General features: G+C 59.4%; 18 protein-coding genes. 15 read left to right on the top strand and 3 right to left on the bottom strand.

Annotated elements, in window-relative coordinates:
• Positions 1 to 36: 36 nt before the first annotated feature.
• Together LOC68_RS16060 and uvrA are read right to left on the bottom strand one after the other, a co-directional pair.
• Positions 37 to 492 (bottom strand): hypothetical protein, encoded by a 456-nt coding sequence (locus tag LOC68_RS16060; protein WP_230220583.1) that lies wholly within the window; start codon positions 490 to 492, stop codon positions 37 to 39.
• Between the two features lie 203 nt (positions 493 to 695).
• Positions 696 to 7,706: an excinuclease ABC subunit UvrA gene (uvrA, locus tag LOC68_RS16055; RefSeq protein WP_230220581.1), complete on the bottom strand. Its 7,011-nt coding sequence runs from the start codon at positions 7,704 to 7,706 to the stop codon at positions 696 to 698.
• A 515-nt stretch (positions 7,707 to 8,221) separates the two neighbouring features.
• Here uvrA and LOC68_RS16050 point away from each other — a divergent pair.
• The 4 genes from LOC68_RS16050 (at position 8,222) to LOC68_RS16035 (ending at position 11,579) form a co-directional block, all read left to right on the top strand.
• On the top strand, positions 8,222 to 9,118 hold the full coding sequence (locus LOC68_RS16050) for a DUF1559 domain-containing protein (protein WP_230220579.1): 897 nt from the start codon (positions 8,222 to 8,224) through the stop codon (positions 9,116 to 9,118).
• Positions 9,119 to 9,177: 59 nt separating this feature from the next.
• Entirely contained in the window at positions 9,178 to 9,597 is a 420-nt protein-coding gene (locus tag LOC68_RS16045; protein ID WP_230220577.1) for a hypothetical protein, read from the top strand.
• Positions 9,598 to 9,944: 347 nt separating this feature from the next.
• Entirely contained in the window at positions 9,945 to 11,018 is a 1,074-nt protein-coding gene (locus tag LOC68_RS16040; RefSeq protein WP_230220575.1) for a DUF1559 domain-containing protein, read from the top strand.
• A gap of 90 nt (positions 11,019 to 11,108) precedes the next feature.
• On the top strand, positions 11,109 to 11,579 hold the full coding sequence (locus LOC68_RS16035) for a carboxypeptidase-like regulatory domain-containing protein (protein ID WP_230220573.1): 471 nt from the start codon (positions 11,109 to 11,111) through the stop codon (positions 11,577 to 11,579).
• Here LOC68_RS16035 and LOC68_RS16030 read toward each other — a convergent pair.
• The gene (locus tag LOC68_RS16030) at positions 11,566 to 12,687 is read right to left on the bottom strand and encodes a sialidase family protein (RefSeq protein ID WP_230220571.1); all 1,122 of its coding nucleotides are present in this window, start codon (positions 12,685 to 12,687) and stop codon (positions 11,566 to 11,568) included. The two genes, LOC68_RS16035 and LOC68_RS16030, sit on opposite strands and share 14 nt — an antisense overlap.
• Before the next feature lie 263 nt (positions 12,688 to 12,950).
• On the opposite strand from LOC68_RS16030, the gene LOC68_RS16025 reads away from it, so the two are divergent.
• The 11 genes from LOC68_RS16025 (at position 12,951) to LOC68_RS15975 (ending at position 25,657) form a co-directional block, all read left to right on the top strand.
• Positions 12,951 to 13,625, top strand: coding sequence for an ABC transporter ATP-binding protein (locus LOC68_RS16025; RefSeq protein ID WP_230220569.1), 675 nt, complete (start codon positions 12,951 to 12,953; stop codon positions 13,623 to 13,625).
• On the top strand, positions 13,622 to 15,064 hold the full coding sequence (locus LOC68_RS16020) for an ABC transporter permease (RefSeq protein ID WP_230220567.1): 1,443 nt from the start codon (positions 13,622 to 13,624) through the stop codon (positions 15,062 to 15,064). The genes LOC68_RS16025 and LOC68_RS16020 overlap by 4 nt, the downstream gene beginning before the upstream one ends.
• A gap of 29 nt (positions 15,065 to 15,093) precedes the next feature.
• Entirely contained in the window at positions 15,094 to 16,638 is a 1,545-nt protein-coding gene (locus LOC68_RS16015; RefSeq protein ID WP_230220565.1) for a HEAT repeat domain-containing protein, read from the top strand.
• Positions 16,639 to 16,735: 97 nt separating this feature from the next.
• Positions 16,736 to 17,416, top strand: coding sequence for a DUF4190 domain-containing protein (locus LOC68_RS16010; protein ID WP_230220563.1), 681 nt, complete (start codon positions 16,736 to 16,738; stop codon positions 17,414 to 17,416).
• Positions 17,417 to 17,467: 51 nt separating this feature from the next.
• The gene (locus LOC68_RS16005) at positions 17,468 to 18,163 is read left to right on the top strand and encodes a DUF3299 domain-containing protein (protein WP_230220561.1); all 696 of its coding nucleotides are present in this window, start codon (positions 17,468 to 17,470) and stop codon (positions 18,161 to 18,163) included.
• A gap of 66 nt (positions 18,164 to 18,229) precedes the next feature.
• Positions 18,230 to 19,516, top strand: coding sequence for an MFS transporter (locus tag LOC68_RS16000; RefSeq protein WP_230220559.1), 1,287 nt, complete (start codon positions 18,230 to 18,232; stop codon positions 19,514 to 19,516).
• Positions 19,517 to 19,575: 59 nt separating this feature from the next.
• Positions 19,576 to 20,733: a metabolite traffic protein EboE gene (gene eboE / locus LOC68_RS15995; protein WP_230220557.1), complete on the top strand. Its 1,158-nt coding sequence runs from the start codon at positions 19,576 to 19,578 to the stop codon at positions 20,731 to 20,733.
• Between the two features lie 128 nt (positions 20,734 to 20,861).
• Positions 20,862 to 21,572, top strand: coding sequence for a carboxylesterase family protein (locus tag LOC68_RS15990; RefSeq protein ID WP_230220555.1), 711 nt, complete (start codon positions 20,862 to 20,864; stop codon positions 21,570 to 21,572).
• 70 nt (positions 21,573 to 21,642) lie between these two features.
• Positions 21,643 to 22,416 carry a DUF4013 domain-containing protein gene (locus tag LOC68_RS15985; protein ID WP_230220553.1) on the top strand — a complete coding sequence of 258 codons (774 nt, stop codon included), beginning with the start codon at positions 21,643 to 21,645 and terminating at the stop codon, positions 22,414 to 22,416.
• Between the two features lie 83 nt (positions 22,417 to 22,499).
• Positions 22,500 to 23,522: a flotillin-like protein FloA gene (floA, locus tag LOC68_RS15980; protein ID WP_230220551.1), complete on the top strand. Its 1,023-nt coding sequence runs from the start codon at positions 22,500 to 22,502 to the stop codon at positions 23,520 to 23,522.
• Positions 23,523 to 23,650: 128 nt separating this feature from the next.
• Complete coding sequence (locus LOC68_RS15975; RefSeq protein WP_230220549.1) at positions 23,651 to 25,657, top strand: alpha/beta hydrolase; 2,007 nt, start codon at positions 23,651 to 23,653, stop codon at positions 25,655 to 25,657.
• The last annotated feature ends 2 nt before the right edge of the window (positions 25,658 to 25,659 follow it).

The raw sequence follows: 25,659 nt of genomic DNA, 5'->3' as shown, positions 1-25,659 counted from the left end.
ATCAGGCGATCTGGCGCGCTACAAAGAAATTGAGCGCTATCGCGTCGTCAGATTGACGTCCACTTTCGCGACGTCCGCCAGATTCGCTTCCCAGTTGACCAGCACCCGTTCGACGCGGCCGTTGTTCAGCAGCACGGCGAAGGTGGTGGTGTCTTCTTCGGCGAAGTAATGTTTGCGGGTGTAGCTGCACTGGATGAAGTCGCGATCGTACAGTTCGACCGGGACCAACGAGCCGTCCGTGACCGCTTTGTGATAGACGAACTTTTCGGCGTGCTCGATTTTGCACTCGTAGCCCATCTTCTTCAGCATCGCGACGGCGGTTTCCTGCGGCGTGTCGCCGGGGATCTCTTCGCTGATGCGGCGCTCGACGATTTTCACGTTCTCTTCGACCAACTCTTTGGCGAGCGATTTGCCGAACATCATCGGCGTGGTCGTACATCCAGTCGCGGCGACAAGGGAAGCCGCCCCTAGCAGCAAAGCGGTCCGTAACATGTCGTCGGCTCCTTCCGTGGAACAAGAAAATCCGCCGCAGCGGAACAATTGGAGCAGACTTATACAGAGAGCCGCTGATTCAACGCAAGGGATGTTGCCGGGTTGCTAGCAGCGGCTCCAATGACTAATCACTAAGCCCTAATGTCTAATGAAAGAGAGCAGTTCTTCCTGTTCACTAGTCATTAGACATTAGTCATTCGCGATCAAAACAGCTTCTTTTGTCCGCTCGCTTCGCCGAGAGCGCTCAGCGTTTCCTGCAGGAACTCGGCCAGGTCTCCCTTTTCGAGATCGGCGCTGGTGCGGAAGTGGATCCTCACCACGTCCCCATCGCTCTTGGCGTCGATATCCGGCTCATGCCCCAGACCGGCGATACGTCCCAGTGCGACCGCGCCGCGGGGAACGCGAATCGTCAGGCGAACGTCTTCCGGGCGTTTGCTGGTGACGCTCGCCCATGATCCGCTGACGCCGGAGGCCATTACGTTGACGATCATCTGGTTGTTCCAGAGGATCTCGCCGTCGTCGGCCGTGTCGACCAACAGCGCGAGCAGCTCTTCAAGTACGTTCGGATCCCACTGCGGATTCTTGCCCGGCGGGAAACCTTTCCGCGACAGATGCCACTTTTCCCCCAGCTTCTTCCAGGGCATGTGGTCTTCGACGTTTTGATTGATCTGGCCGAGGTATTTTTGGAAGCCGGCGACCGCTTGTTCGAGGAACTCCCAGAACTCGGGGCGGTTGATTTCTTCGTACGTGTGAGCGCGGACTTCGATCTCCTGGAACGGCCCGCGGAGGTTCTTCACTTTGCAGCGCGGTTCGTTGCTGTAGATCGGCAGATCTTCCAGTTCGTTCAAGGTCGGCAGCGCGAGCCGGCTTGGCAGTTCCATCCGGTCGAACGTCCCCTTGGCGACGCGGAACTTCATCTTCAGCAGCCACGTTTCGCCGGTGATGGCGTGGAAGAACCAGCCGTCGCTCTTCTTCAGTCCCGAGATCTCGACGACGCTCCGCGAGTTCCAGTTGATGTCGCTGAAGTCGCCCAGCTCGACGATCTTGTCGACCACGGCCGCGAGAACCTTGCCGTCCCAGTTGCACGCTTCGCCGGTGCGGCCGACCCGATCTTTGGTGTGCCAACGGCGGCCGTCGACTTCCCACGGCATCTTCGTAGCGCGACCGACGTCGGCGATTTCCATATCCCCTTCCCGCTCTTCGTCGAGCGCCGCCGCGTCAAAGCGACGACGTTCTTCGTACGGGCCTGCAGCCAAGAAGGGCGCCAGCGCTTCGCCGGTGTGCGAGCGATACGGCTCTTCTCCCTTGTCGTACGCTTTGCTGTAGTCGACCACATCTTCCGGCGTTCCGGCCGTGACCAGTCGACCCCCTTCGGCGCCTGCTTCCGGACCAATTTCGAGGATCCAGTCCGCTTGCTTCATGACGTCGAGGTTGTGCTCGATCACCACGACGGTGTTTCCCAAATCGACCAGGCGATGGAAGACGTCGAGCAGCTTGCGCAGGTCTTCAAAGTGGAGCCCGGTCGTCGGTTCGTCGAGCAGGTACAGAGTCTTGCCGGTGTCGGGCCGCGCCAATTCCGACGCAAGTTTTACGCGCTGCGCTTCACCGCCGGACAACGTCGGCGCCGGTTGGCCGAGCGTGACGTAGTCGAGCCCGACGTCGCAGAGCGTCTGCAAGATGCGGCGGATCTTGGGGATGTTCTCGAACAGGGTGACCGCCTGACCGATTGGCATCTCCAGCACGTCGGCGATCGACTTGCCGTGATAACGGACCGAAAGGGTCTCATCGTTGTAACGGTGACCGTCGCACGTTTCGCAGGTGACCCAGACGTCCGGCAGGAAGTGCATCTCAATACATTTTTGCCCCATCCCTTCGCACGTTTCGCAGCGTCCCCCTTCGACGTTAAAGCTGAACCGCCGCGGCGTGTAACCGCGCAGTTTCGCTTCGGGAAGTTGCGAGAAGAGATCGCGGATAACGTCGAAGACGCCGGTATAGGTTGCGGCGTTGGAGCTGGGCGAGTTGCCGAGCGGCTGTTGATCGACGCGGATCACCTTGTTGATCGCTTCGATGCCGCGAATCGCGTCATGGGCGCCTGGCGTGGTCGAAGCGCGATGCAGCGTGCGGGCCAGCGAGTTGTAAACCACTTCCTGCATCAAGCTACTTTTGCCGCTACCGCTCGGTCCGGCGATCGCGATCATGCTGCCAAGCGGGAAGCGAACGTTGACGTTACGCAAGTTGTTGTGCCGTGCGCCGACCACTTCGAGCCACTCGCCGGTCGGCGAGCTGAGCTCAAACGGTTTTCCCTTCGCCGCCAATTTGCGGATCGACGGCATGCGGCGATTCGACGGAACCGGAATCGCCTTCTTGCCGCTGATGTAGGGGCCGGTGACCGAATCTTTCGCTTTGGCGACTTGCTTCGGCGTGCCGGTCGCGACGACCGTACCGCCGTTAACGCCTGCCTGCGGACCGAAGTCGAGCAGCTTGTCGCTTCCTTCGATCACTTCATGGTCGTGTTCAACGACGATCAGCGTATTGCCCAGGTCACGCAAGCGATGGAGCGCCGAAAGCAAACGGCGGTTGTCGCGGGGGTGCAGACCGATCGTCGGTTCGTCGAGGACGTACAGCACCCCGCAAAGTCCGCTCCCCAGCTGACTGGCGAGACGAATGCGCTGCGCTTCGCCGGCCGAAAGGGTCGGCGCGGTGCGGCGGAGCGTGAGATAATCGAGACCGACGTCGCAGAGGAACTGAACGCGGCTTTCCAACTCGCGAACGATTTCGCCGGCGATCTTGGTTTCTCGCTTCTTCAGCTTCCACCCTTGGATGAAATCGAGCAACTGCCCCATCGGCATGCTGCAGATATCGAGGACCGTCTGATCGCGGAACCGGACGGCGGACGAATCGTCGCGCAGTCGGCTGCCGCAGCAAGTGGTGCATTCGACTTCGGCGACCAGGCTTTCCAATTGCATGCGGAACGCCGGGGAGAGACGCGACGCTTCTTCGAGCGCCGGGTACAACCCTTTGAACTGGAAGCGGAACAGAGGACGCTTCGCATGATCATCGCCGTCGCGCACGTCAAACCATTCATCGCCGGTTCCGTGCAACAGGACGCGACGATGACGACTGCTGAGTCGATCAAACGGCGTATCGAGCGGCACGCCGGCCGAGGCCGAAAGAGCTTCGAGCATCTTGACCGAAATGTCGTGATGAACGCCTGGCCATAGTTTCAGGGCGCCTTCGCGCAAGGTGAGCTTCGGATCGCTGAGCAGCGCTGTCGGATCGGCGCCGGTTTGCGTTCCCAGCCCTTCGCAGTCCGGGCACCAACCAAGTTGACTGTTGAACGAGAAGTTGTGAGGCGAGAGTTGATCGAAGCTGCGATCGCACTGGCCGCATGACAACTTCTGGCTATGCCGCTTCACCCGCCAGCGGTGTTCCGGCAGTTTGTCGTCGACGTAGGCGACATGCAAGAAGCCGCCGCCGAGGCTCAGGCCGTTCTCGACGCTGTCGGCGATACGACTCCGCGACTCTTCTTTGACGGAGATACGGTCGACCACCACTTCGACGTCGTGATGGCGGCGACGATCGATCTTCGGCGGCTTGTCGAGCGTATGAACGACGCCGTCGACGCGAATACGCTGATAGCCGGTCGCCTTCAGATCTTCCCACAGCTCCGAGTATTGCTGCCCGACGTCAAGCGCGATCGGCGCCATCAGAAAGAGCTTCGTCTCGGCCGGCTCGCTCAAGATCTTGTCGGTGATCATCGACGAGGTTTGCGTGCTGATCGGGACTTCGCAGTCGGGGCAATAGGGCGTACCGAGCCGCGGCATCATGACGCGGATGTAGTCGTAGATTTCGGTCACCGTACCGACGGTCGAACGGGGCGAGTTGCCGAGGTTCTTCTGTTCGATCGCGATTGCCGGCGAGAGCCCTTCGATATGATCGACTTTCGGCTTCTGCATCTGGCCGACGAACTGCCGCGCGTAGGCGCTGAGGCTTTCGACGTAGCGGCGCTGCCCTTCGGCGTAGATGGTATCCATCGCCAAAGAGCTCTTGCCGCTGCCGCTCGGACCGCAGAAGACGGTCATCTTCTCGCGGTCGATCTGGGCGTCGACGTCTTTCAGGTTGTGCATCTTGGCGCCGCGGACTTCGATCACCTTGGCCGCTTTTTGATCGCGCTTTTGCTGAGCCGCTTTGGCGGCTCGCTTGATCTCGGTCACGGCGCGGCTTTGCTTGCCGGCCAGCACCGCTTTCAAAGCTTGTCCCGTGTGTGACTCGGCGACTTCGGCGACCGCTTCGGGCGGACCGCAAGCGACGACTCGGCCGCCAGAAGAGCCCCCTTCGGGCCCCATGTCGATCAACCAGTCGGCCGTTTTGATCACGTCCAGGTTGTGCTCGACCACCAGCACCGTGTTCCCTTGCTCGGCGAAAGCATGCAGCACTTTCAGCAGCATCTTCACGTCGGCGAAGTGGAGACCAGTCGTCGGTTCGTCGAGCAGATAGAGGGTCCGGCCGGTGCTGCGCTTCACGAGCTCCTTCGCCAGCTTGATACGCTGCGCTTCGCCCCCAGAGAGAGTCGGCGACGGTTGCCCCAGCTTGATGTAGTCGAGACCGACATCATGCAGCGTTTGCAGCTTGTGGGCGATGGTCGGGACGTTCTCAAACAGCGCGAGCCCTTCCTGCACGTCCATTTCGAGGACGTCGGAGATCGACTTCTCTTTGAAGCGAACCTCCAGCGTTTCGCGGTTGAAGCGATGTCCTTCGCAGACGGGGCAAGTGACCCAAATATCGGCCAGGAAGTCCATCTCCAACTTGTTGGCGCCGTTCCCTTCGCAAGCCGAACAGCGCCCGCCGTCAACGTTAAAGCTGAAACGTCCCGGCTTGTAACCACGACGACGCGCTTCGGGCAACTGCGCGAACAGGTTACGGATGTCGTCGAAGACCTTGATGTAGGTCGCCGGGTTGCTGCGCGGCGTACGGCCGATCGGCGACTGGTCGATCGCGATCATCTTGTCGAGATGCTCGAGCCCGTCGATCCGCTCATGGGCGCCCGGTTCGCCGAGGCCATGATTCAGGTCGCGGCGCAGCGCTTCGACCAGGATGTCGTTGACGACGCTGCTCTTGCCGCTGCCGCTGACGCCGGTAACGCAAACGAAGCCGCCGAGCGGGATCTCGACGTTGACGTTCTTCAGGTTGTTCTCGGCGGCGCCGACGATCGTCAGCTTCTTCTCGCCGATCTGGCGTCGTGTGGTCGGGACGTCGATCTTTTCGGTGCCGGCCAAAAACTGACCGGTGACGCTGTTCGGGTTGGCGGCGATTTCTTCGGCCAGACCTTGGGCGACGATATAACCGCCGCGGACGCCGGCGCCGGGACCGAAGTCGATCACATGGTCGGCGACGCGCATCGTATCTTCGTCGTGCTCGACCACCAGCACGGTGTTCCCCAGATCGCGGAGGTCGTTCAAAGTCGCCAGCAAGCGATCGTTGTCGCGCGGATGGAGACCGATCGACGGTTCGTCCAGGATATAGGTGACGCCGACCAGACCGCAGCCGATTTGCCCAGCCAGGCGAATACGCTGCGACTCGCCGCCGGAGAGGGTTGGCGCGGTTCGGCTGAGGGTGAGGTACTCGAGACCGACGTTGTCGAGAAAGCCAAGTCGCCCACGGACTTCCTTGATCGCTTCGGCGCCGATCTTCTCCGACATCGCGTCGAGATCAAGATGCGCGAAGAACTCGATTGCGTCTTGAATCGACAGATCGGAGACTTCCGGCAGCGACAGTTCCGGCTTCTCTTGGAACGTTTTGCTTTGCGTGCCGAGCTTAACGTGTCGCGCTTGCGGGTTGAGTCGCTGGCCGCCGCAGTCAGGGCAGCCGATCGTCGACATGTACTTTTCCAGCTGACGCAGTTGCGGCTTGGAGTTGCTGCTCCGGTATTTTTCTAGCAGGTCGGCGACGATGCCGTCGTAGGTGCCGCCATACTTTTGCGGCGACGAGCCGGCTCGCCAGGTAAAGGTGATGTGTTGATCACCGGCGCCATAGAGCAGGACGTTTTGCACCTGCTCGTCCATTTCGCGCCACGGCGTATCGAGAAAGGCGCCGGCGTCGAGATTGAGCTTCCGCTCCATCGTCTCGGCGACCCCTTTGTAGATGTGACGCTTCCAGCGACCGAGGTCGGACCATTTCCCCAGGATCTCGACGGCGCCCTTTTTGAACGTCAGCGTGACGTCAGGGACGAGCAGTTCGGGATCGAACGTGTAGATCTGACCGAGACCGTCGCAGACCGGGCACATCCCCTGAGGGCTGTTAAAGCTGAAGAGCTGCGGAGTCGGCGGATCGAACGAGACGCCGCAATCGACGCAGGCGTAGTCGACCGAGAACATCATGTCGCCGGCGACTTCGGTCTTCTTTTGTTTGCGGGCACGGGACTTCTTTTTGGGCGGAGCGTCCGGCGCTTCTTCTTCCGCTTCTTCGATGGAAGGGGCTTCGTCTTCTTGTTCATCGACGCGCGGCGCGACGATCAGGCTTCCTTCGCCCATCTTCATCGCCAGCTCGACCGCTTCGGCCAGACGACCGCGAACGCTCGGCTTGATCGTCAAACGATCAACGACCAGCTCGATGTTGTGGCGCAGCTGACGATCGAGCATTAGATCGTCAGTCAAGTTGATGATCCGGCCGTCGACCCGCGCGCGGACGAACCCCTGCTTTAGCAGGTCGATGAACAGATCCTTGTGTTCCCCCTTCTGGCCGCGGATCAGCGGCGCCAGGATCACGATCTGCGAGTCTTCCTCCATCGCGAGGATATGCTCGAGGATCTGTTCCCGCGTTTGCGCGGTCAGCGCCTTGCCGCACTGCGTGCAATGCCCTTTGCCGATGCGGGCGTACAGGATGCGGAGAAAGTCGTTGATCTCGGTGATCGTGCCGACGGTGCTGCGAGGATTGTTGCCGGTCGTCTTTTGCGAGATGGAGATCGACGGGGTCAGCCCGCCGATGTAGTCGACTTCGGGCTTGGGCATTTGCCCCATGAATTGCCGCGCATAGCTCGACAGGCTTTCGACGTACCGCCGCTGCCCTTCGGCGTAGACGGTATCAAACGCGAGCGAACTCTTGCCGCTGCCGCTGACGCCGGTCAGGCAGATCAGCTTGTTCCGGGGAAGAACGAGAGAGACGTCGCGGAGATTGTGTTCGCGTGCGCCTTTGATCTCGATATCGGTTACCGGCATAAGGGCCCATCCATGCGTCGGTTCGGCAAAAAGTTAGGCAAACTCTTTATTCTAGGGGACGTCTGTATAGTGGCAACGGGTCGGAAGTACCGTCAGCGTCGACATTTCTGTTTCCGCCAACGTTGTTCGCTTCAAAGAGAACGACAACAACGTCCCGTCCGCGTCGCCGCTTTGGAGGTTGGTCGGCAAATGGGGACCGGGATGCCGATGTCGTGGAGACGATGGCGTTCACTCGATCGCAGAACCGCTTGTTCGATGGAATTGGCGTTTTGTCGGTCGCCATCTACCTACCAGCGAACAGCGAAGACGATCCCGAGAAATCGGAAATCTGAGGTCGAGAGTTCTTCAATCGAGAAATAGTCGACTAAGCTAAGCGATTTTTCTTGAAAATATAAAACTAATCTGATTTATTGGCTAAGTATCGTCTTCACAATTTCGGAAAGCCGATATTCCTTCTGTTAGGGCGGGATTTATCTCATTCTTCTTCTCTTCGACCCGAACCCAGAGGCTTTGCCATGAAAGCGACCAGACCTGGCTTCACCCTCGTCGAATTGTTGGTGGTCATTGCGATCATCGGCGTGCTGATCGCGTTATTGTTGCCGGCAGTGCAGCAAGCGCGGGAAGCGGCGCGACGCGGACAATGCATGAACAACTTCAAGCAGTATGGATTGGCGATGCACAATCGCCACGACGTCTACAAGGTCTTGCCGGTTGGCGCATCCAACTCGCCGCGACATACCTGGGTCGTCGAAATCTGGGCGCAGATCGAGCAATCGGCGCTGGCCGACAAGTATCTGCAGGACCAGCCGTTTTATACCAACAGCACCTCACCGGCCCATAACCACATCACGCAAAACGCGACGACCGGCCTCTGCACACAGCAGATCGACCTCTACTTCTGCCCCAGCGAAAAAGGGGCGACCTACTGGAAAGGGGACGCCTATTGGCGCTCGCGCGGCAATTACGTGGTGAACTTCGGTAACACCGGCGCGACGAATCCCGAAGGTCAAACGGCGCCTTTTGCCCGCAATCAAAAGCCCCGCGATTTCGCCAACTTTACCGATGGTTTGTCGAACACGCTGCTGATGTCCGAGATCATCATGGCGCAAGAGACGAACTGGGACTCGCGCGGCGACATCTTTAATGACGACGGACCAGGCTGTTCGTTCATGACCAACAATACGCCCAACAGCGGCGTCGACGCTCCGCAGTTCTGCACCAACACGGCGCCCAATCCGCCGTGCGTCACTGGTTCTTCGCCCCTCTACATCACGGCTCGCAGCCAACATCCAGGCGGCGTGAACGTCCTCTTAGCGGACGGCTCCGTGAGGTTTGTCGGAGAAACGATCTCAGCCAACGTATGGCACGCGGTCGGTTCCACCGCCGGCAACGAAACGTTGCAACTTCCGTAATGTCGCTTCCGCCGACGTGACCTACCCTGCCTGAGCAATATTGAGGAGCGACAAGCACGATGTGGAAAACAATCAACATCGGTTGCGCCTGTGCGGCGCTGCTGATCGGCGTCGTCTGCCTGACCGGCTGCGGCGGCGACGATGGATATGCGATGGTAGAAGGTACGGTGACGCTTGACGGGCAGCCCATAGAAAACGGCGTGATTTCGTTGGTTCCGCTCGATGGCGAAACGCCAACCGCCGGCGAGCGGATTGAAAACGGCGTCTACAAAATGCGGGCGCCGCTTGGTACGAAGCGGGTCGAAATCTCGGCGTCGAAAGTCGTCGGTCAGCGGGCCGCCTACGCCGGCGAAGCGGACAGCCCGCAGATGGACATCACCAAGTCGATCGTCCCGGCTCGCTACAACATGAAATCGGAACTGACGCTCGACGTCGCCCCGGGGATCAACAAGAAGGATTTCGACTTGAAGTCGAAGTAACGCACGCGATACGCGGCAAAAGCAGATTTACGGAACGCCGAGGCGCAGTAACACGCCTCGGCGTTATTTTTTCTTGCCATCGATTAACGGCGTCGCGACTCTACCCGCTGCGGGACGGCGACAAAGATCGTGGTCGAATTGAGAGCGGCCTGGAGGAGGGTGGTGAAACTGCAGGTATTTTGTGGATAAAAACCCCAAAACAGTATTGATAGGTAACCATTCCCATGTAACCCTAACATTGCGTCCAAAATTCATCTCGATCTTTTTGTCGTGGACGTGATCGCGAAGATGAACAAACGTCGAAAGCGATCGAGCTGGTCGTTACCTTTTTTCGGAGTCTTCCTTCTATGTCTTTCCGGAATCGAGGTTTTACGCTTGTCGAGTTGTTGGTCGTAATCGCCATCATTGGAGTTTTGATCGCACTTCTCTTACCGGCAGTTCAACAAGCCCGCGAAGCGGCGCGACGCATGCAATGCACCAACCAACTGAAGCAACTTGGTTTGGCGCTGCACAATCACCATGACACGTACGAAACGTTCCCCGGCGGAACGTATCAGTTTCAGTTCAAAAATCACACCATCGCAGGCGACGCCAACAGCGACGCCTCTTGGCCCGGCGCCGCCAAGCAGTGGAGCTATCTGACGGTGTTGATGCCGTTCATGGAGCAACAGAATCTCTACGACGAATTCATCACGACCGCCGTTAACGCCGGGAAAACTCCCTGGAGCACCGACGTCGGCGTGCTCACGCGACCGATTCCCTTTATCGTTTGTCCGTCGGAAACCAACACGGTAACGCAAAGCGGTCTGACGCCGACCAGCTATCGCTGCAACCGCGGCGATCAGTGGATCAGCTGGAACCGTCCGGAATGCCGCGGCCCCTTTTGCAAGCAATACCTGAATCGTCGGGGTTTTCGTGATCTGGTCGACGGTTCGAGCAACACGATGTTCGTCTCCGAGATTCGTCTCGGGACTTGGAAAAGCAACCTGGTGAGCACCGGGATCGCGACCAACGTCGGCGCTTCGGAAGGTTCGCCCCCCAGCTTGTGCACGGCGCGCCGCGGCGCGAACAACATGTTGCTCGGCGACTATTACAACTCCGGCACCGCCTACACGAACGGTTCGCGGTGGGCATGCGGCCAAACCATCTACACGCAATGGATCCCGATCCTGGCGCCCAACTCTCCCACCTGTGCGAACTTCGATCCCGAAAACCTCGCGCTTCCGACCGCCAGCAGTTATCATCCCGGCGGAGTTAACGTCTTGTTCGGCGACGGCAGCGTCAAGTTCATGCCGGATACGATCGACGCCGGCGATCCGACGCAAGCTCCTTCTTCCACGACCTACAGCGGCCCTTCTTACTATGGCGTCTGGGGCGCTTTGGGAAGCACGTCCGGCAGCGAAGTGGTCGAGCTGCCGTAGCCCAGTGCAATAGTCGTTCTTCGCAGCCTGGCGATTGCCGCGCAGGCTGCTCATTATCGGGACAGAGAACGTCGAACCTAGGGGAACGCTATGTCTATCCAATCTACGATCCGGATCGGATCGCTCTTTCTTCTTCTCAGCGTGATTGGCGGATGCGGATCAGATGCCGGGATGCTGAAGACGGAATACGTCGCCGGCATTGTGACGCTGGACGGCGCGCCGGTACAAGGAGCGACCGTCATGTTTTCTCCGACCACGAAAGAAGTCGGGACGCCGGCCAATGGTTTTACGAACGCCGCAGGACGCTACGAACTGACGGTCGTGATGCCAGGCGCGGGCATGTCGGCGCCGATCAACGGCGGAACGCTTTCGGGCGAGTACATGGTCAGCATCGCCAAGTCGACGGCGGAGGAAACGCCGGAAGATGGACCCGTCGCGCCGAAAATGCCGAAGCTGACTTATCACGTGCCGAAGAAGTATTCCAACCCGCGCACGTCGGGACTGACCGCGACGGTAAGCGCAGGTAAGAACGACATCCCGTTCGAGCTTAGCTCGAAGTAGGCCAAACGCTCTCGACGATCGGCTTGGTTTGCAACTTCGTCGGATCGACCGTCACGTGGCGGACTTTTTTACGCTGCCAGGTGTAGGTGATGTGGACCAGGCCGTCCGGCGTTTGAATCACGGCCGGATACGAGTATTCGCCGGGACTCTTTTCGAGCAACAGGGCCGCTTCCCACGCTTTGCCATCTTTGCTGACGGCGACGTTAAGCATGTTGCGCCCGCTCGGGAAAGAGCCAGTGCGATGCGTATGGTTGTAGACCAACAGCGCGCGGCCGTCGGCCAGCATCACCGCATCCGTCCCGGAATTGGGATTGGGGAGTCCGCTCGATTGGAGCGGGCTCCACGTGATTCCCTGATCGTCGCTCCAGGTCGACCAGACGTTGCCGTCGCCATTGCGATCGCGGGCCAGGATTTGCCAGCGACCATCCGGATGGACGAGCACGCTCGGTTGAATCGCGCCAACCTTGTGTCCTTCGTTCAGCGGGCCGACGCGGGTCCAAGTGCGCCCCAGATCGGAGGTCATTTCGAGATGGAGACGCCAGCCGTCGTTCTCGCTGCTCGACGGACAAACCAGCTGTCCATCGTGCACGATCGGTTTGTTTTTCACCGGACCGTCGATTCCTTCCGGCAGTCGGTGCGGTTCGCTCCAGGCTTTCCCGCCATCACTGGAAGTCATCAGCATGCCCCACCACGTGCTGGGCGAAGGTCCGCACTTATAGAAGAGCATCAAGTCGCCGTCTGCGACCTGGTGCAGGACCGGGTTCCAGCAGGGATGGCGATATTCTTTTCCGTCCGGAGTCACATACTGCACGCCGTTAGCGACTTCTACCGGTTTGCCCCATTTGCCGTCGATCTGGCGATTGAAAAAGATCCCGACATCCTTGGCGCCTTCACGCGTTCCGCCGAACCAGGCGGCGACCAAACCATTTTTCGTTTGGGCGATCGTCGACGCATGACAACTGTCGTGCGGTGCGCCCTCTGTAAGGTATTCCACCGATACGACCCCTGGCTGGGCGATTAACCTGTCAGACGTTTCCGCGTCCTCGGCGTGGGCGAAAGAGATCGAAGCGGCCAGCAGGAGCAAGAGCGGGAATCCGTAGCGTGTCATGGGCAGGGCTCGGCTTGGTGTTGGTACGGGAGAATTGGAGGAGGAAAGACGAGTTTACCCTGTTGGGAAGATCGCTGCGAACCTTTTTGCTAGCGACGCCGTAGTTAAGTTTTTACAATTGATTTGCAAAAAGCCCCCTCCCGGCTCTGGACGACATGAGCCGAGTGAACTTCAATAAATGGTTTCCCGGATCGGCCAAAGTCGCTCGAAATGAGCGTCTCCCCGTTCTTTTTCATGGCTCTAACGTTAGACAGACAAGCGACATGCTGCTGCTGGAAAACGTCAAAAAATCGTACGTGGAGCCAAATGGTCAGCTCCTCCCGATCCTTGTTATCCCCCGATTTGAGCTATCTGACGGCGAGCAGATGATCCTCGTCGGACGGAGCGGCTGCGGCAAAACGACGATGCTGCACGTCATTTCGGGAATCAGCCACGCCGACTCCGGCAAGATCATGATCGACGGTCTCGATCTCCGCCGGCTTTCGGAACAAGGACGCGACAAGTTGCGGGCCGAGAAGATCGGTTACGTCTTCCAAACGTTCAATCTGCTGCCTGCCTTTACGGCGCTGGAGAACGTCCTGTTGGGGATGTCGTTCTCGGGACGCGGAGCTGATCGCAATCGCGCGGTTCAATTGCTCGAACGCGTCGGTCTGTCGCACCGGATGACGCACAAACCAAAGACGATGTCGGTCGGCGAACAGCAGCGCGTCGCCGTGGCCCGCGCCTTGGCGAATCGCCCTCGCTTGCTGTTGGCGGATGAACCGACGGCGAACGTCGATCCCGCAAACCAGCAGTCGATCATCGACCTGATTCGCCAAACCTGTAACGAAGAGAAGATCGCCTTGATGATGGTGACGCACTCGATGGAAGTGGCCGCGCAGTTCGACCGGGTCGAACGTCTCGACGAAATCAACAAGATGAGCAAGGTGACGACATGACGCGGTGGGCGATTGCATGGCGCAGCGTCACCCAGCGGGCGCTCGCTTCCAGTTTGACGGCCCTGTCGATGGCGATGGGGGTTGCGCTGGTGACCGGGGTTTTGTTGACCTACGGCATGGTTTCCCGCTCGTTCATGGGGAACTCGAACCTGGGCTACGGTTTGATCGCCGGCGCCAAAGGGGGGAAGCTGCAGTTGGTCCTCAATACGACCTACTACCTGAGCGAGCCGGTCGAAAACATTCCATACACCTTCTATCAGCAGTTCCTCTCCGCCGATCAGCAGCGGGAAGAATTGTCGCTGATGTCTCCGGACGTGCTCAGCGAGCTAAAGGACGGCAAGTACGCGCAGAGCACCGACTTCGCAATTCCGGTCTGTCTCGGCGACTACTACAAACGGTTCCGCGTGATCGGCACGCTGCCGAAGTTCTTTGAGCTGTTCCGCGATCCGTACGACGACGAAGAACCCCGCTACAAGTTCGCCCAAGGTCGCAACTTCAAGGTCTGGGACGAAGAGCATGGCTACTACGAAGCGGTCGTCGGCTCGATCGTCGCTCGCGAGACCGGTTTGAAGTTGGGAGACAAGATCGCCGCTTCGCACGGATCGGACGAAGGGCACGCTCACGAAGAGTCGCCGTTTATCGTGGTCGGCATCCTCGAACCCTCCGGCACGCCGAACGATCGGGGGGTCTTCATCAATATGGAAGGCTTCTATTTGATGGAGGGGCACGCCAAACCGGTCGACGACGACGCGCCCGAATCCTCTCCCGAAACCAAAAAAGAAGCGAAGCTCCGCCGCTCTCCGCTGCCGATCGACCAGCGAGAAGTGACGGCGGTCCTGATCCGGACCAACGATCCGTTTTCGCCGATTTTCATCAGGAACGCCGTCAACGAGGGAAATGTCGCCCAAGTGGTGCTGCCGGTTCTGGAAATCACGAATCTCTTCGAGATGATCGTTTCGCCGATTCAGACCCTGCTGCTGGTGATCACCGTTTTGATCTGCATTGTTTCCGGAATCTCAATTCTGGTAAGCATTTACAACTCGATGAACGACCGCAAGCATGAAATTGCGGTGATGCGTGCCTTGGGGGCCAGCCGCGGCACGGTAATGAGCGTTGTGCTGCTCGAATCGGTCATTCTGTCGGTTGGGGGCGGTTTGATCGGCTGGGCGATTGGGCACGGGATGATGGCCCTCGCTAGCCCGATGATTGAAGCGAAAACCGGCGTTTCGATCGGCTTTTTTGACATGGCCCCCCTGCCGATGTCGCTTGAAGCGCGGATTGGACCCGCAATAATAAACTCGTTGCCCACCTTCCTGCGGGGCCTGCTCAGCCTGGAGCTGCTGATCATTCCCGGGCTGATACTTTTGGCGGTGCTGGTTGGTTTCCTGCCGGCGTATACTGCTTATAAGACCGACGTGGCCGAATCGCTCGGCGATTGATCCCTCCCCCCCCTGCCTGCGAGTAGTCGATGCGCTCTGTTTTGATCTGGATGTTGATGCTGACGGTGTTGGCTACGGCTCCGCTGTCGACGGCGACCGCGTGTCCATTTTGCGCTGCGGTTTCGCAGACCTTCTCGGAAGAGATCGATTCGATGGACGTGGCGCTGATCGCCACGCTCGAAAAGACGCCGGCCACGGCGCCTGATCCGAGCGTCGGCGGCGTGAAGGCGAACTTCATCATTACGCAGGTCCTGAAAGGGAAAGAGCATTTGAACGACGCCAAGTCGGTCGAAACGCTCTACTACGGCGAAGGTCGCGCTGGACGCAAATTTCTGATTCTCGGCTCGGACCCGACCAACCTGATGTGGTCGACGCCGACGCTGCTGGAAGACTCGACCGTCGACTACATTCTCGGCTCGATCAAACAGCCGAAAGACGACTACCATCGTCTCCTCTACTTCCAGAATTACCTGGAAGGAAAAGACGACATGGCGTCCCGCGACGCTTACGACGAATTCGCCAAAGCGCCGTACGACTGGCTGCACTCGATGAAGGGGGACATGAATCATGACCAGCTGATCGAGTGGCTGAAGAACGACGACCTGCAAGCGAACCATCGCCGGCTCTACTTCACGATGTTGGGCGTTTGCGGCAGCAAAGACGATCTGCCGTTCCTTGAATCGCTGCTCAAGAGCGACGACCGCAAGAAGAAGGCGGGTCTCGACGCGCTGATCGGCTGCTACCTGACGTTAGCCGGAGCGGACGGCATGCCGCTGGTCGAGCAGATCTTCCTGGAAGACAAAGAAGCGGAATACGCCGACACCTACGCGGCGATCATGGCGATTCGCTTCCACGGCACCGAAACCGACATCATCCCGCGCGAGCGCCTGCTGCAAGGGTTGCATTTGATGCTCGATCGCCCGTCGCTGGCCGACCTGGTGATCGTCGACCTGGCTCGTTGGGAAGATTGGTCGGTCATCGACAAGCTGACGAAGCTGTTCAAGGAAGCCAACGACGATTCGAGCTGGGTTCGCGTTCCGGTCATTCGTTACCTGATGGCTTGCCCCAAACCGGAAGCGAAAGAAGCGCTGGTCGAACTCGAGAAGATCGATCCCGATGCGATGAAGCGGGCTCAGACCTTCTTCCCGTTCCGCAACTCCGGCGTCACCCCGTCGCGTGAAGCGGAACAGCTCGCCCTGAGCAACGCCAAAGTTGGCGTGCAGCTCGTCTCGGCGACAACCACCGAAGCGCTGACTGGCGCTTCTCCGGCCGTGGCTGACGCTCCGGCGATGGAAGTGGAAGAAGGGGAAGTCGCGAACGAAAAGCCGGCGATCTCATCCGACGAAGCGAAAGAAGCGACGGCCGCTCCGGCAGCCGAGGCGGCCCGCGCCGCCGAACGTTTCGCGACCCGCGGCGATCGTTTGCTCGCCGATGCAATTCAAAACCCGCAAGGACTCGAAGCTCCGTCCGCCAACCGACTCGTCCTGGTGACGGTTCCCCTGGTCGTCGGTTTGTTGTTGGCGGTCGGCATGTGGCTGATCTTGCGAAGTCCCTATCAGGCGCCGAGCGCCTAACGGGCCAACCCTATTCAGGCGGCGGATCGTCATCGAGGGCGATTCTTCGTAGGACGCACGAAGCGACCCTTTTTTTCGACCCCGATTTGATCGATACATGACTGCGACTTTGGATTCCCCCCCAGCTCAAACTCCCGAAGGCGAACCTGATTACGATCGTTACCGATCGCTCAGCGGCATCGCGGTCGGTGCGCTGATCGTCGGCGTCCTCAGCTTGTTGTCGATCTTCTCGATCTCGCTGTTGCCGTTGGCGGTAATCGGCGTCGGCTTCGGGTTGTTCGCCACGCGAACGGTCGATCGCAATCGCGATCTAGTCACTGGAAAAAACATCGCGATCGCCGGCACGATTCTTAGCGCTATCGCGCTCGTCGTCAGCCCGTGCCGCTATTACTATGAAGAGTACGTCAACATTCCGGAAGGTTACGAAGTGATGGCCTTCGGCTCGCTTCAGCCCGACCTCGGAAGCACCGCGGTTGTTCCGGACAAGGCGTGGAAGTACGACGGCAAGCGGGTGTTGGTCGCGGGCTACGTCTATCCTCACGATCAAAAAGAAGGTCTGAACCGCTTCGTATTGGTTCCCGACTTCGACACTTGCTGCTTCGGCGGCCAACCGAAGCTGACCGACATGATCGAAGTTCGCTTGCGTGAGCCGCTTCGCGTCGACTGGTCTTACAATCGACGCAAGATTGGGGGAACGTTGACGATCAACAAAAGCTTGCATCAAATCAAAGACCTGACCGGCGTCTACTATGAGATCGACGCCGATTACGTCAAGTGAGATCGACGCCGATTACGTCACGTAAGCGCCTTCCCCCCTCAAAGCCTGCCTATGTGGTTCCGCAATTCGACTTTTGCGATTCTCTTGTTCTGCGTCGCTTGTGCGCCGACGACTCCTGAGGGGACTCCCTACTCTGCCAACATGACCGGGCTCGACGGTGATCCGCCGCCGGTTAAACCGATCGAAGAAGAGAAGCCGCCGGTCGAAGAGCCGAAGACCGAAGAGTCCGCCGCCGTCGAACCGACGTCGACCCAGGCCGGCGACAATATGCCGGCGAAACCGGAAGCCGTCGAGAACGCACTTCCTACCGTCGGCACGCCTTCGCCGCTGAAGCCGTCCAAGGCGCTCGCCATCGACAAAACGCTTCCCCGCAAGCCGGGCGTGCAAGATCTGACGTTCGACGACATCGCCTTTGACATGGAAAAGGGAGAGCCGTTTGCACGGTCGATGTTGCCGCCGAAGATCGAAGAACTGGGGAACCAGAAGATTCGGATTCGCGGCTATATTCTTCCCAGCTTTGAATCGCGAGGCATCAAGCAGTTCGTCCTCGTTCGCGACAACATGGAATGCTGCTTCGGTCCCGGCGCGGCGCTCTACGACTGCATTCTGGTCGAAATGAAAGGGGACGGAGTCGACTTCACCGTTCGCCCCGTCACGATCGAAGGGATCTTCGAGATCAAAGAATATCTCGGGCCGGATGGGAAACATTTGGCGATCTATCGCATGGAAGGCGAATCGGCGAAGTGACGCGGGCCGCCGGAGCGGGTATATTTCGCAGTCTCTTGCTGGGAAATGTCTCCGTGAAACCGCCGCATGCTCGCCGCTGATTCGATCACGTCCGCCGACCGTCGCCGCGCTATCTCTGCGGCTAGCGCCAACGCTACGATATGGGCGCTGGGCAACGGCATCATCAGTACGGCGCTGGTCACATTTCTGGCGTACGAGCTTGGCGCTAGCGTCGCGCAGGTCGCTTGGATCCTCGCCGCGCCGCAACTTGCTGGCGTTTTGCGGTGGTTCGGACCTCAGATCCTGTCGCGCTTTCGGGGACACAAGCTTCCCTGCTTAAGCTTCTACTTTGCGTCGGTGATCATGCTACTGCTGTTGCCGGCGACCGCTTGGCCCGGAGTTCTGCCGAGCAAATCAATCAGCTGTTCCGCGCTGGTCGTCTGCTGGTGTCTCTATCACTTGTGCGAATACCTCGGGACGATTTGCCTCTGGAGCTGGTTCTCGGTCATCGTTCCGCGGCGCTATTACGGACGCTTCACTGGCCGACGGGAACTGTGGCTGAACGTGGGACGACTGGTCGGCTTTGTCGTCACCAGCGGGTTTGACGTCTGGTATCGTCAGCAATACGGCGATGCGCCGTTGTGGCCGTTGCGGCTCGCTTTGGCGACCGGCGGCGCGCTTTTTATGGGAGCGTCGACGATCCCGCTGATTTGGATGATCGATGCTCCGGTGCGCGCCGGCGCTTCACGTTTGCTCGCCGCCGGCGAAGCGCTGCTGAAGAGCGAACCGCTGCGGCGACTGCTTCTGTACGGCATTTGTTTCTCGGCGGCCAACGGCGTCTCTTATGCGCTCAGCTGGAGCTACGTGAACAAGGCGCTGGGGCTTTCGCTATCGCTGGTCTTGGGGAGCATCGCGCTAATGCGGCTTGGTCAGCCGCTCCTTTCGACCTGGTGCGGGCGAATCGTCGATCGCTTCGGCTGTCGCGGTTTGATGATCGTCTGTCAACTGATCGTCGCGCTGGCGCCGCTGCTCTATCTGGGAGGCGTCTGGGGGTATGTCGCCAGCTATGTGGCGCTAATCGCTTACGTGGGAACCAACGTCTCGCTGGCGGCGATGATGATGCGGATCGCCGGCCCCAAACAGGCCTCGGCGAATTTCAGCGTCTATTTTGGACTTACCGGGGTAGTCTACGCCGTTTCGACTTTGATCGACGGCTATGTGGCGAACCAACTCATTCCAGTTGAGATTCGCAGCTCTCCGGAGGCCTACTTTCCCTATTTTGTCGTCGCCTGGCTCCTGCGATCGGCGGCCGCTATCCCACTATTGTTCTTGCTAGAGCCGCCAATCGTGGCAGAGACTCGCAGCAATCTCTGATCCTTGATAGGATCAGGCGGTTTGAAGATACCCCAGCTACTGCCCCTGCGGAGAACCGGATGTCGCTGCCTGACTGGATTGGATATTGCACCAACGTTCACGCTGGTGCAAATCTTGCCGAAACGGAAGCCAATCTCCAGAAGCACGCCGTCCGCGTGCGTCAGTTGATCTCTCCGCGCAAACCGATGGGAGTCGGCCTCTGGCTTTCGGCCGTGACCGCCAAAGAGCTGCGAGACCCGGATCGCCTGGCTCGCTTTCGCGGTTTCCTGAACGATAACCAGCTGATCCCTTACACGCTGAACGGTTTTCCCTACGGCAACTTTCATCAAGCGGTCGTGAAGCATGCGGTTTACGAACCGACCTGGATCGACCCGCTACGTTTGCAGTACACGCTCGACTTGGCGCACATTCTCGACGAGCTGCTGCCCCCTGGCGAAGAAGGAAGCATCTCGACGCTGCCGATCGCGTGGGGCGATCCACCGCTGAGTGAAGAAGCTTATGCCGCGGTGGTCGCCAACTTTCTCACGCTCGCCAACGAACTTGCACGGATCGAGCAATCGACCGGGCGGTTGATCTACGTTTGCATCGAACCGGAACCAGGCTGCGCGATCGACACGACCGCCGACATGATCGCCTTCTTCCAGAATCGCTTGTTCCCGGCCGGCGATCCGGCGCAAATCGCGCGCTACATCCGCGTCTGCCATGACGTTTGCCACGCGGCGGTGATGTGCGAAGACCAATCGTCGGTCTTGTCGCAATACGCGGCGGCCGGCATCAGCGTCGGCAAAGTGCAGATTTCGTCGGCGATCGAAGTCGATTTTGAGTCGCTGAGCGAAGAAGAGAGCAACGCGGCGATTCAGCGTCTCATGCAATTCGCCGAAGATCGCTATCTCCACCAGACGATGGCCGAAACGCCCAGCGGCGAGCGAACCCTGCACGAAGATCTGCCGGCGGTGCTGAACGCGCTGGAAGGTCCGCCCGAAGGGATCTGGCGGATTCACTTTCACATGCCGATTTACATCGACGCGTTCGGCCCGCTCCGCACGACCCAAGGGCGAATCCTCGACCTCCTCCGCCAACGCGAGCTGCTGGCCCCGATCAAGCACTTTGAGGTCGAGACCTATGCCTGGACGGTATTGCCCCCCGAGCTCCGCCAAGAGGAGCTGGCGGCCGGAATCGCGACCGAAATTGACTGGCTCAAGCAGCAGTTGCGCTAAAGTGCGCTAATTGCATTTGGGTTCGCCCCCTATTAGGCTGTAAGCGATTTCAGTCGTTTTCCTGGAGTATCGCCGTGTTTAAATCGCTCGCCTCGCTTGGTCTTTTGTTTCTCGGGAGTTTCGCCCTGATGGCCGCCGATCAACCCTCTGCCGACCAGCCGGCGCCCGGCAAGCAAGTCGCGCAAGAACTCGAAGTGAAGGTCGAAGGGCACGACCCAGAGAAATTGGGATATTGGCTCTATCTTCCCACCGACTATAAGGCCGACGGCGAAAAGAAGCCGCTGATGCTCTTTTTGCACGGCGCCGGCGAACGCGGAACCGATCTGAACGTGGTCAAAAAGCATGGCCCGCCGAAACTGGTTCCGGAAAAGGAAATGCCGTTTATCATCGTCTCGCCCCAGTGCTCTGAGGGAGTTTGGTGGAACGCCAGCGAAAAGCAGGAAGCCCTGACGCAGCTGCTCGACGCGATCGAAAAGAAGTACAACGTCGATCCGACTCGCTTCTACTGCACCGGGCTCAGCATGGGCGGCTTCGGTACCTGGTCGCTGGTCGCGAAGCACCCGCACAAGTTCGCCGCGGCGATTCCGGTTTGCGGGGGCGGCGATCCGACCCAAGCGGACGCTCTGAAATCGACGCCCCTCTGGGCGTTCCATGGCGACAAAGATGGCGCCGTGCCGCTGAAGCGGAGCGAAGAAATGGTCGAAGCGGTCAAAGCGGCCGGCGGCGACGTCAAACTGACGATTTATCCCGGAGTTGGCCACGACAGCTGGACCGAGACCTACAACAATCCAGAAGTCTATACCTGGCTGCTGTCGCATCAGTTGAAAAAGGCGGAGTAAACGGCGACAATGCCGCCTTACGTGGCGGACCAATTCACGATCATCGCATCATTTGACGGGGGAGCTTAGGATGTCCAACGATTCGTCGAATCCATTTCAGTCGCCCAGTGGAGAGTCTTTCCAATCGCCGTCGGATGCGGCCGGGTCGCCGCTGTCGCCGCGCGATTCGATCGACTATCTCGGTCCCCTATCGCAGTTTTCGGAGCACCCGCAGTGGGTTAACAACCTACTGTTGCCCTCGCTGATTCTGCTGATACCGATCCTGGGGGCGATCGTCGTCTGGGGGTACTGCTTCGAGGTGGCGGCGATGTTGCTGACCGGTCGCGGCGAACGTCCTTATCACGGTTTTACGTTTGATCGCTTCGGCGATTACCTGATGCGCGGCTTGTGGGTCTTCCTGGTCTCCTTCCTCATCAGCTTGATGATGCAGGTGATTATGTATGTTTTCATTTTCGGTATGAGCCTCGTCGCCGCCCAACTGGGAGACGCTGGCGGCGCGATTGTCGGGATTGGCGCTATTTTCGTTCCCTACTTCCTGATGTTCCTGGCTAATCTGTTGATCATGCCGGCGCTTATTCGGGTCGGCTTCACCAAGCAATTTGGAGACGGGTTTAACTTTGGCTTCATGATCGACTTCTTCAAGAGAATGTGGCTCGAAGAGATCCTAGTTATGCTGTTCACGATGGTTGTTGCCATGGTGGTCGGTTCGCTCGGTATGCTCGCATGCTGCGTCGGCATCTTGCCGGCGGCCGTTTTCATCATGTTCGTGACGACGATGCTATACATGCAGCTGTACCAAGTTTACGTTTATCGCGGCGGCGAAGTGCTTCAGATCGCCGAGTAAATCTAGTGGAAGGGCGGTTCCCCATCCGGTATCATGCCGGCTAAGGAATTGCCCTACATACTGTTCGCCGAGGTCGAGATTTTATGCCGAACGTTGCACCGTGGATGATGCTGGCCCAGGAAAGCGGCGGATATCTGCTTTACATCGTGCTCGGAGGGCTGTTGGCCCTCTTCGGCTTCGTATTCTTGATCATCTTGCTGGCGTATGGGCCCCTCTGGTTTCAGGCCTATATGTCGCAGGCCGGCGTATCGCTGTTCGAGCTGATCGGGATGAGCTTCCGCCAGGTCAACAGCCGCGTGATCGTCAAAGCGAAGATCATGGCCTCGCAATCGGGGCTCAGCATCGACAAACGCGACGGCATCAGCACCAAGCGGCTCGAAGCGCACTATCTGGCCGGCGGGAACGTCATGGCGGTGATCCACGCGATCATCGCCGCCCATCGCGCGCAGATTGCGCTCGACTTTGACCGCGCCGCGGCGATCGATCTCGCCGGACGCGACGTGGTCGAAGCGGTACGGACCAGCGTTTCGCCGAAGGTGATCGACTGTCCCGATCCGCGTCGCAGCGGCAAAGCGACTTTGAGCGCCATCGCCAAGAACGGCATCGAACTTCGCGTTCGCGCGAAAGTGACGGTCCGCACGTCGCTCGAGCAATTGATCGGCGGCGCCACGGAAGAAACCGTTATCGCCCGCGTCGGCGAATGCATCATTTCGGCGATCGGTTCCAGCGACACGCACACCCGCGTGCTCGAAAATCCTGATCTGATTACCCGCGCGGTGCTCGATCGTAATCTTGACGCGCAAACCGCTTACGCGATTATTTCGATCGACATCGCCGATATCGACGTCGGCGAAAATATCGGCGCTCGATTGCAAAACGATCAGGCCGAAGCCGACACCCGCGTCGCTCGCGCCAAAGCCGAACAGCGCCGCGCCGAAGCGGTTGCGACCGAGCAAGAGAACAAAGCGAAGGTCGTGCTCAATCGCGCGAAGCTGGTCCTGGCGGAAGCGGAAGTACCCAAGTCGATGGCCCAGGCTTTCCGTAACGGCAGCTTGCACGCTCAAGGGAACGGCGAACTTCCTGGTCCGAACAAGCCGCCGGTCTAGGAATTCGGGCGGAAAAGCGGGCCTTGCCAGCGCAGAGTTGACTCGCGGCGAAAAAGAGATGAGGATAGAAGCTCACGCCCTATCCCACCTTCCCGCCTTTCTTCCATTCGCCTCGCTGGAAACATGCCATGAGTCGTCATCGACTGGTCCTCTCCGTTGCGCTTGCGCTCTCCGCTGCGATCTATTTCCAACTCACGTCGTCGGCTAATGCCGAACCGGGCGATGCGGCAGTGCAAAAATACTTTGAAGCGGAGACTGCCGCGCTGACCAATCAGCCGATCGCCGGCGTTACCTCGCTCGACGAGTGGAAATCCAAGCGAGAGAGATATCACGATCAATTAAAGGAAATGCTCGGCCTGGAGCCGTGGCCGGAGAAGACCGATCTGAAAACGACTGTGACCGGCACGCTTGAAGCGGACGGCGTGGTCGTCGAGAAGATTCACTTCCAATCGCGCCCCGGTTTGTACGTCACCGGCAATCTTTATCGTCCGGCGAAGTCGGAAGGTCGTCTGCCGGCGATCCTGTACGTTTGCGGTCACGGCAAGGTGGTCGAGAACGGAGTGAGCCTGGGGAACAAAACGCACTACCAACATCATGGCGCGTGGTTCGCTCGGCATGGTTTCATTTGCTTGACGATCGACACTTTGCAACTGGGCGAGATCGAGGGTCTGCATCACGGCACGCATAATCTTGGCATGTGGTGGTGGATCAACCGGGGCTACACGCCGGCCGGAGTGGAAGCGTGGAACTGCGTTCGCGCGATCGATCTGCTGCAAGCTCGCGACGACGTCGATCCCGAGAAGATCGGCGTCACTGGACGTAGCGGCGGCGGCGCCTACAGCTGGTACATCGCCGCGCTCGACGATCGGATCAAAGCGGCGGTTCCGGTCGCCGGCATCACCGACATGCAAAACCATATCGTCGACGGTTGCATCAACGGACATTGCGACTGCATGTTCTGGGTCAACACGCCGCGTTATGACTTTAGCTTCCTCCCTGCCCTGGTCGCGCCGCGACCGCTGATGATCGCCAACACCGACAGCGATCCGATCTTTCCGCTCGACGGCGTCACGCGAACCTTTTTTGAAGCTCGAGACATTTACAGTCTTTACGACGCGAAGCAGAACCTCGGTCTTTGCATCGTCGACGGCGGACATGCCGACACGCAGCCGCTCCGCGTTCCCGCCTTCTATTGGCTCAGCCGACACTTGAAGGGCGAAACGCCGCTGATCGACGTCCCGGCGACGCCGCTCTTCGCAAAGAAAGACTTGAAAGTCTTCGCCGAACTCCCGGCCGACGAGATCAACACCAAGATCCAGGAAACGTTCGTCCCGGTCGCTCCGCCGGCGGAAGTCCCGGCTTCGGAAACGGCGTGGAAATCGCAAGCCGCCGAACTTCGCGAGAAGCTGCTGACCAAGTCGTTCGCCGGCTGGCCGAAGTTGGAATCGGCGCCGCAACTGAAGCAGGTCGCCGTCATCCAGATTGGCGAGACGAAGGTCACCACTTTCGATCTGGAAACCCAGCCCGGCGTCACTTTGCCGCTGCTCCTGATCGACAACGGCGGCGCCGGCGTGACTCTCTCGTTGGCCGATCAAGCCGATTGGACGGCGATTGAAGAACTGAATGCTGTGGTCGGTGCGCCGCCGAAGAGCGACGCCGCGAAAGCGTTGCTGAGCCTTCCTGGTCGCACGTACCTGTTGGTGCAGCGGGGCGTCGGTCCGACCGAGTGGAGCCAGGACAAGAAGCTTGAAACGCACATTCGCCGTCGCTTCCTGCAACTGGGGCAAACGGTCGACGGGATGCGCGTCTGGGATGCTCGCCGTGCGATTCAGGCCATTGGAGATCCGAAGTTGACGATCTCGGCCGCTGGAGTCAACGCCGGCGTCGCCGTCTATGCGACGATCTTCGAGCCGAGCGTCGCCAAGATTGACGCGACCCACTTGCCGGCCGACGAGCGCGACGGTCCGATCCTGTTGAACGTCCGTCGCTTCATGAACATGCCCGAAGCGGTCGCCCTGGCGGCCGAAAACGCCGCCATCGAGGTTGACGCGGAAAGCGCCGCTGCGGTCGCTTACGCCCAGGCGGTCGGCAAGCAGCTGAAGTGGCCGGCCGATCAGGTCAGCGTGAAAAAGTAGGC

Origin of the sequence: Blastopirellula sediminis (assembly GCF_020966755.1) — a bacterium.
In the GTDB taxonomy this organism is placed as follows: Bacteria; Planctomycetota; Planctomycetia; order Pirellulales; family Pirellulaceae; genus Blastopirellula; species Blastopirellula sediminis.
The sequence above is the reverse complement of the archived record's forward strand: the minus strand, read 5'-3'. Positions and strand labels throughout refer to the sequence as shown.

What these genes read in the sequence shown, in the direction of transcription:
- LOC68_RS16030 (WP_230220571.1), bottom strand. Translation starts at nt 12,687, where the DNA reads ATGACACGCTACGGATTCCCGCTCTTGCTCCTGCTGGCCGCTTCGATC.
- LOC68_RS16025 (WP_230220569.1), top strand. Translation starts at nt 12,951, where the DNA reads ATGCTGCTGCTGGAAAACGTCAAAAAATCGTACGTGGAGCCAAATGGT.
- LOC68_RS16045 (WP_230220577.1), top strand. Translation starts at nt 9,178, where the DNA reads ATGTGGAAAACAATCAACATCGGTTGCGCCTGTGCGGCGCTGCTGATC.
- LOC68_RS15985 (WP_230220553.1), top strand. Translation starts at nt 21,643, where the DNA reads ATGTCCAACGATTCGTCGAATCCATTTCAGTCGCCCAGTGGAGAGTCT.
- LOC68_RS15975 (WP_230220549.1), top strand. Translation starts at nt 23,651, where the DNA reads ATGAGTCGTCATCGACTGGTCCTCTCCGTTGCGCTTGCGCTCTCCGCT.
- LOC68_RS16035 (WP_230220573.1), top strand. Translation starts at nt 11,109, where the DNA reads ATGTCTATCCAATCTACGATCCGGATCGGATCGCTCTTTCTTCTTCTC.
- LOC68_RS16010 (WP_230220563.1), top strand. Translation starts at nt 16,736, where the DNA reads ATGACTGCGACTTTGGATTCCCCCCCAGCTCAAACTCCCGAAGGCGAA.
- LOC68_RS16000 (WP_230220559.1), top strand. Translation starts at nt 18,230, where the DNA reads ATGCTCGCCGCTGATTCGATCACGTCCGCCGACCGTCGCCGCGCTATC.
- LOC68_RS16020 (WP_230220567.1), top strand. Translation starts at nt 13,622, where the DNA reads ATGACGCGGTGGGCGATTGCATGGCGCAGCGTCACCCAGCGGGCGCTC.
- eboE (WP_230220557.1), top strand. Translation starts at nt 19,576, where the DNA reads ATGTCGCTGCCTGACTGGATTGGATATTGCACCAACGTTCACGCTGGT.
- LOC68_RS16005 (WP_230220561.1), top strand. Translation starts at nt 17,468, where the DNA reads ATGTGGTTCCGCAATTCGACTTTTGCGATTCTCTTGTTCTGCGTCGCT.
- floA (WP_230220551.1), top strand. Translation starts at nt 22,500, where the DNA reads ATGCCGAACGTTGCACCGTGGATGATGCTGGCCCAGGAAAGCGGCGGA.
- LOC68_RS15990 (WP_230220555.1), top strand. Translation starts at nt 20,862, where the DNA reads ATGGCCGCCGATCAACCCTCTGCCGACCAGCCGGCGCCCGGCAAGCAA.
- LOC68_RS16015 (WP_230220565.1), top strand. Translation starts at nt 15,094, where the DNA reads ATGCGCTCTGTTTTGATCTGGATGTTGATGCTGACGGTGTTGGCTACG.
- LOC68_RS16060 (WP_230220583.1), bottom strand. Translation starts at nt 492, where the DNA reads ATGTTACGGACCGCTTTGCTGCTAGGGGCGGCTTCCCTTGTCGCCGCG.
- LOC68_RS16050 (WP_230220579.1), top strand. Translation starts at nt 8,222, where the DNA reads ATGAAAGCGACCAGACCTGGCTTCACCCTCGTCGAATTGTTGGTGGTC.
- uvrA (WP_230220581.1), bottom strand. Translation starts at nt 7,706, where the DNA reads ATGCCGGTAACCGATATCGAGATCAAAGGCGCACGCGAACACAATCTC.
- LOC68_RS16040 (WP_230220575.1), top strand. Translation starts at nt 9,945, where the DNA reads ATGTCTTTCCGGAATCGAGGTTTTACGCTTGTCGAGTTGTTGGTCGTA.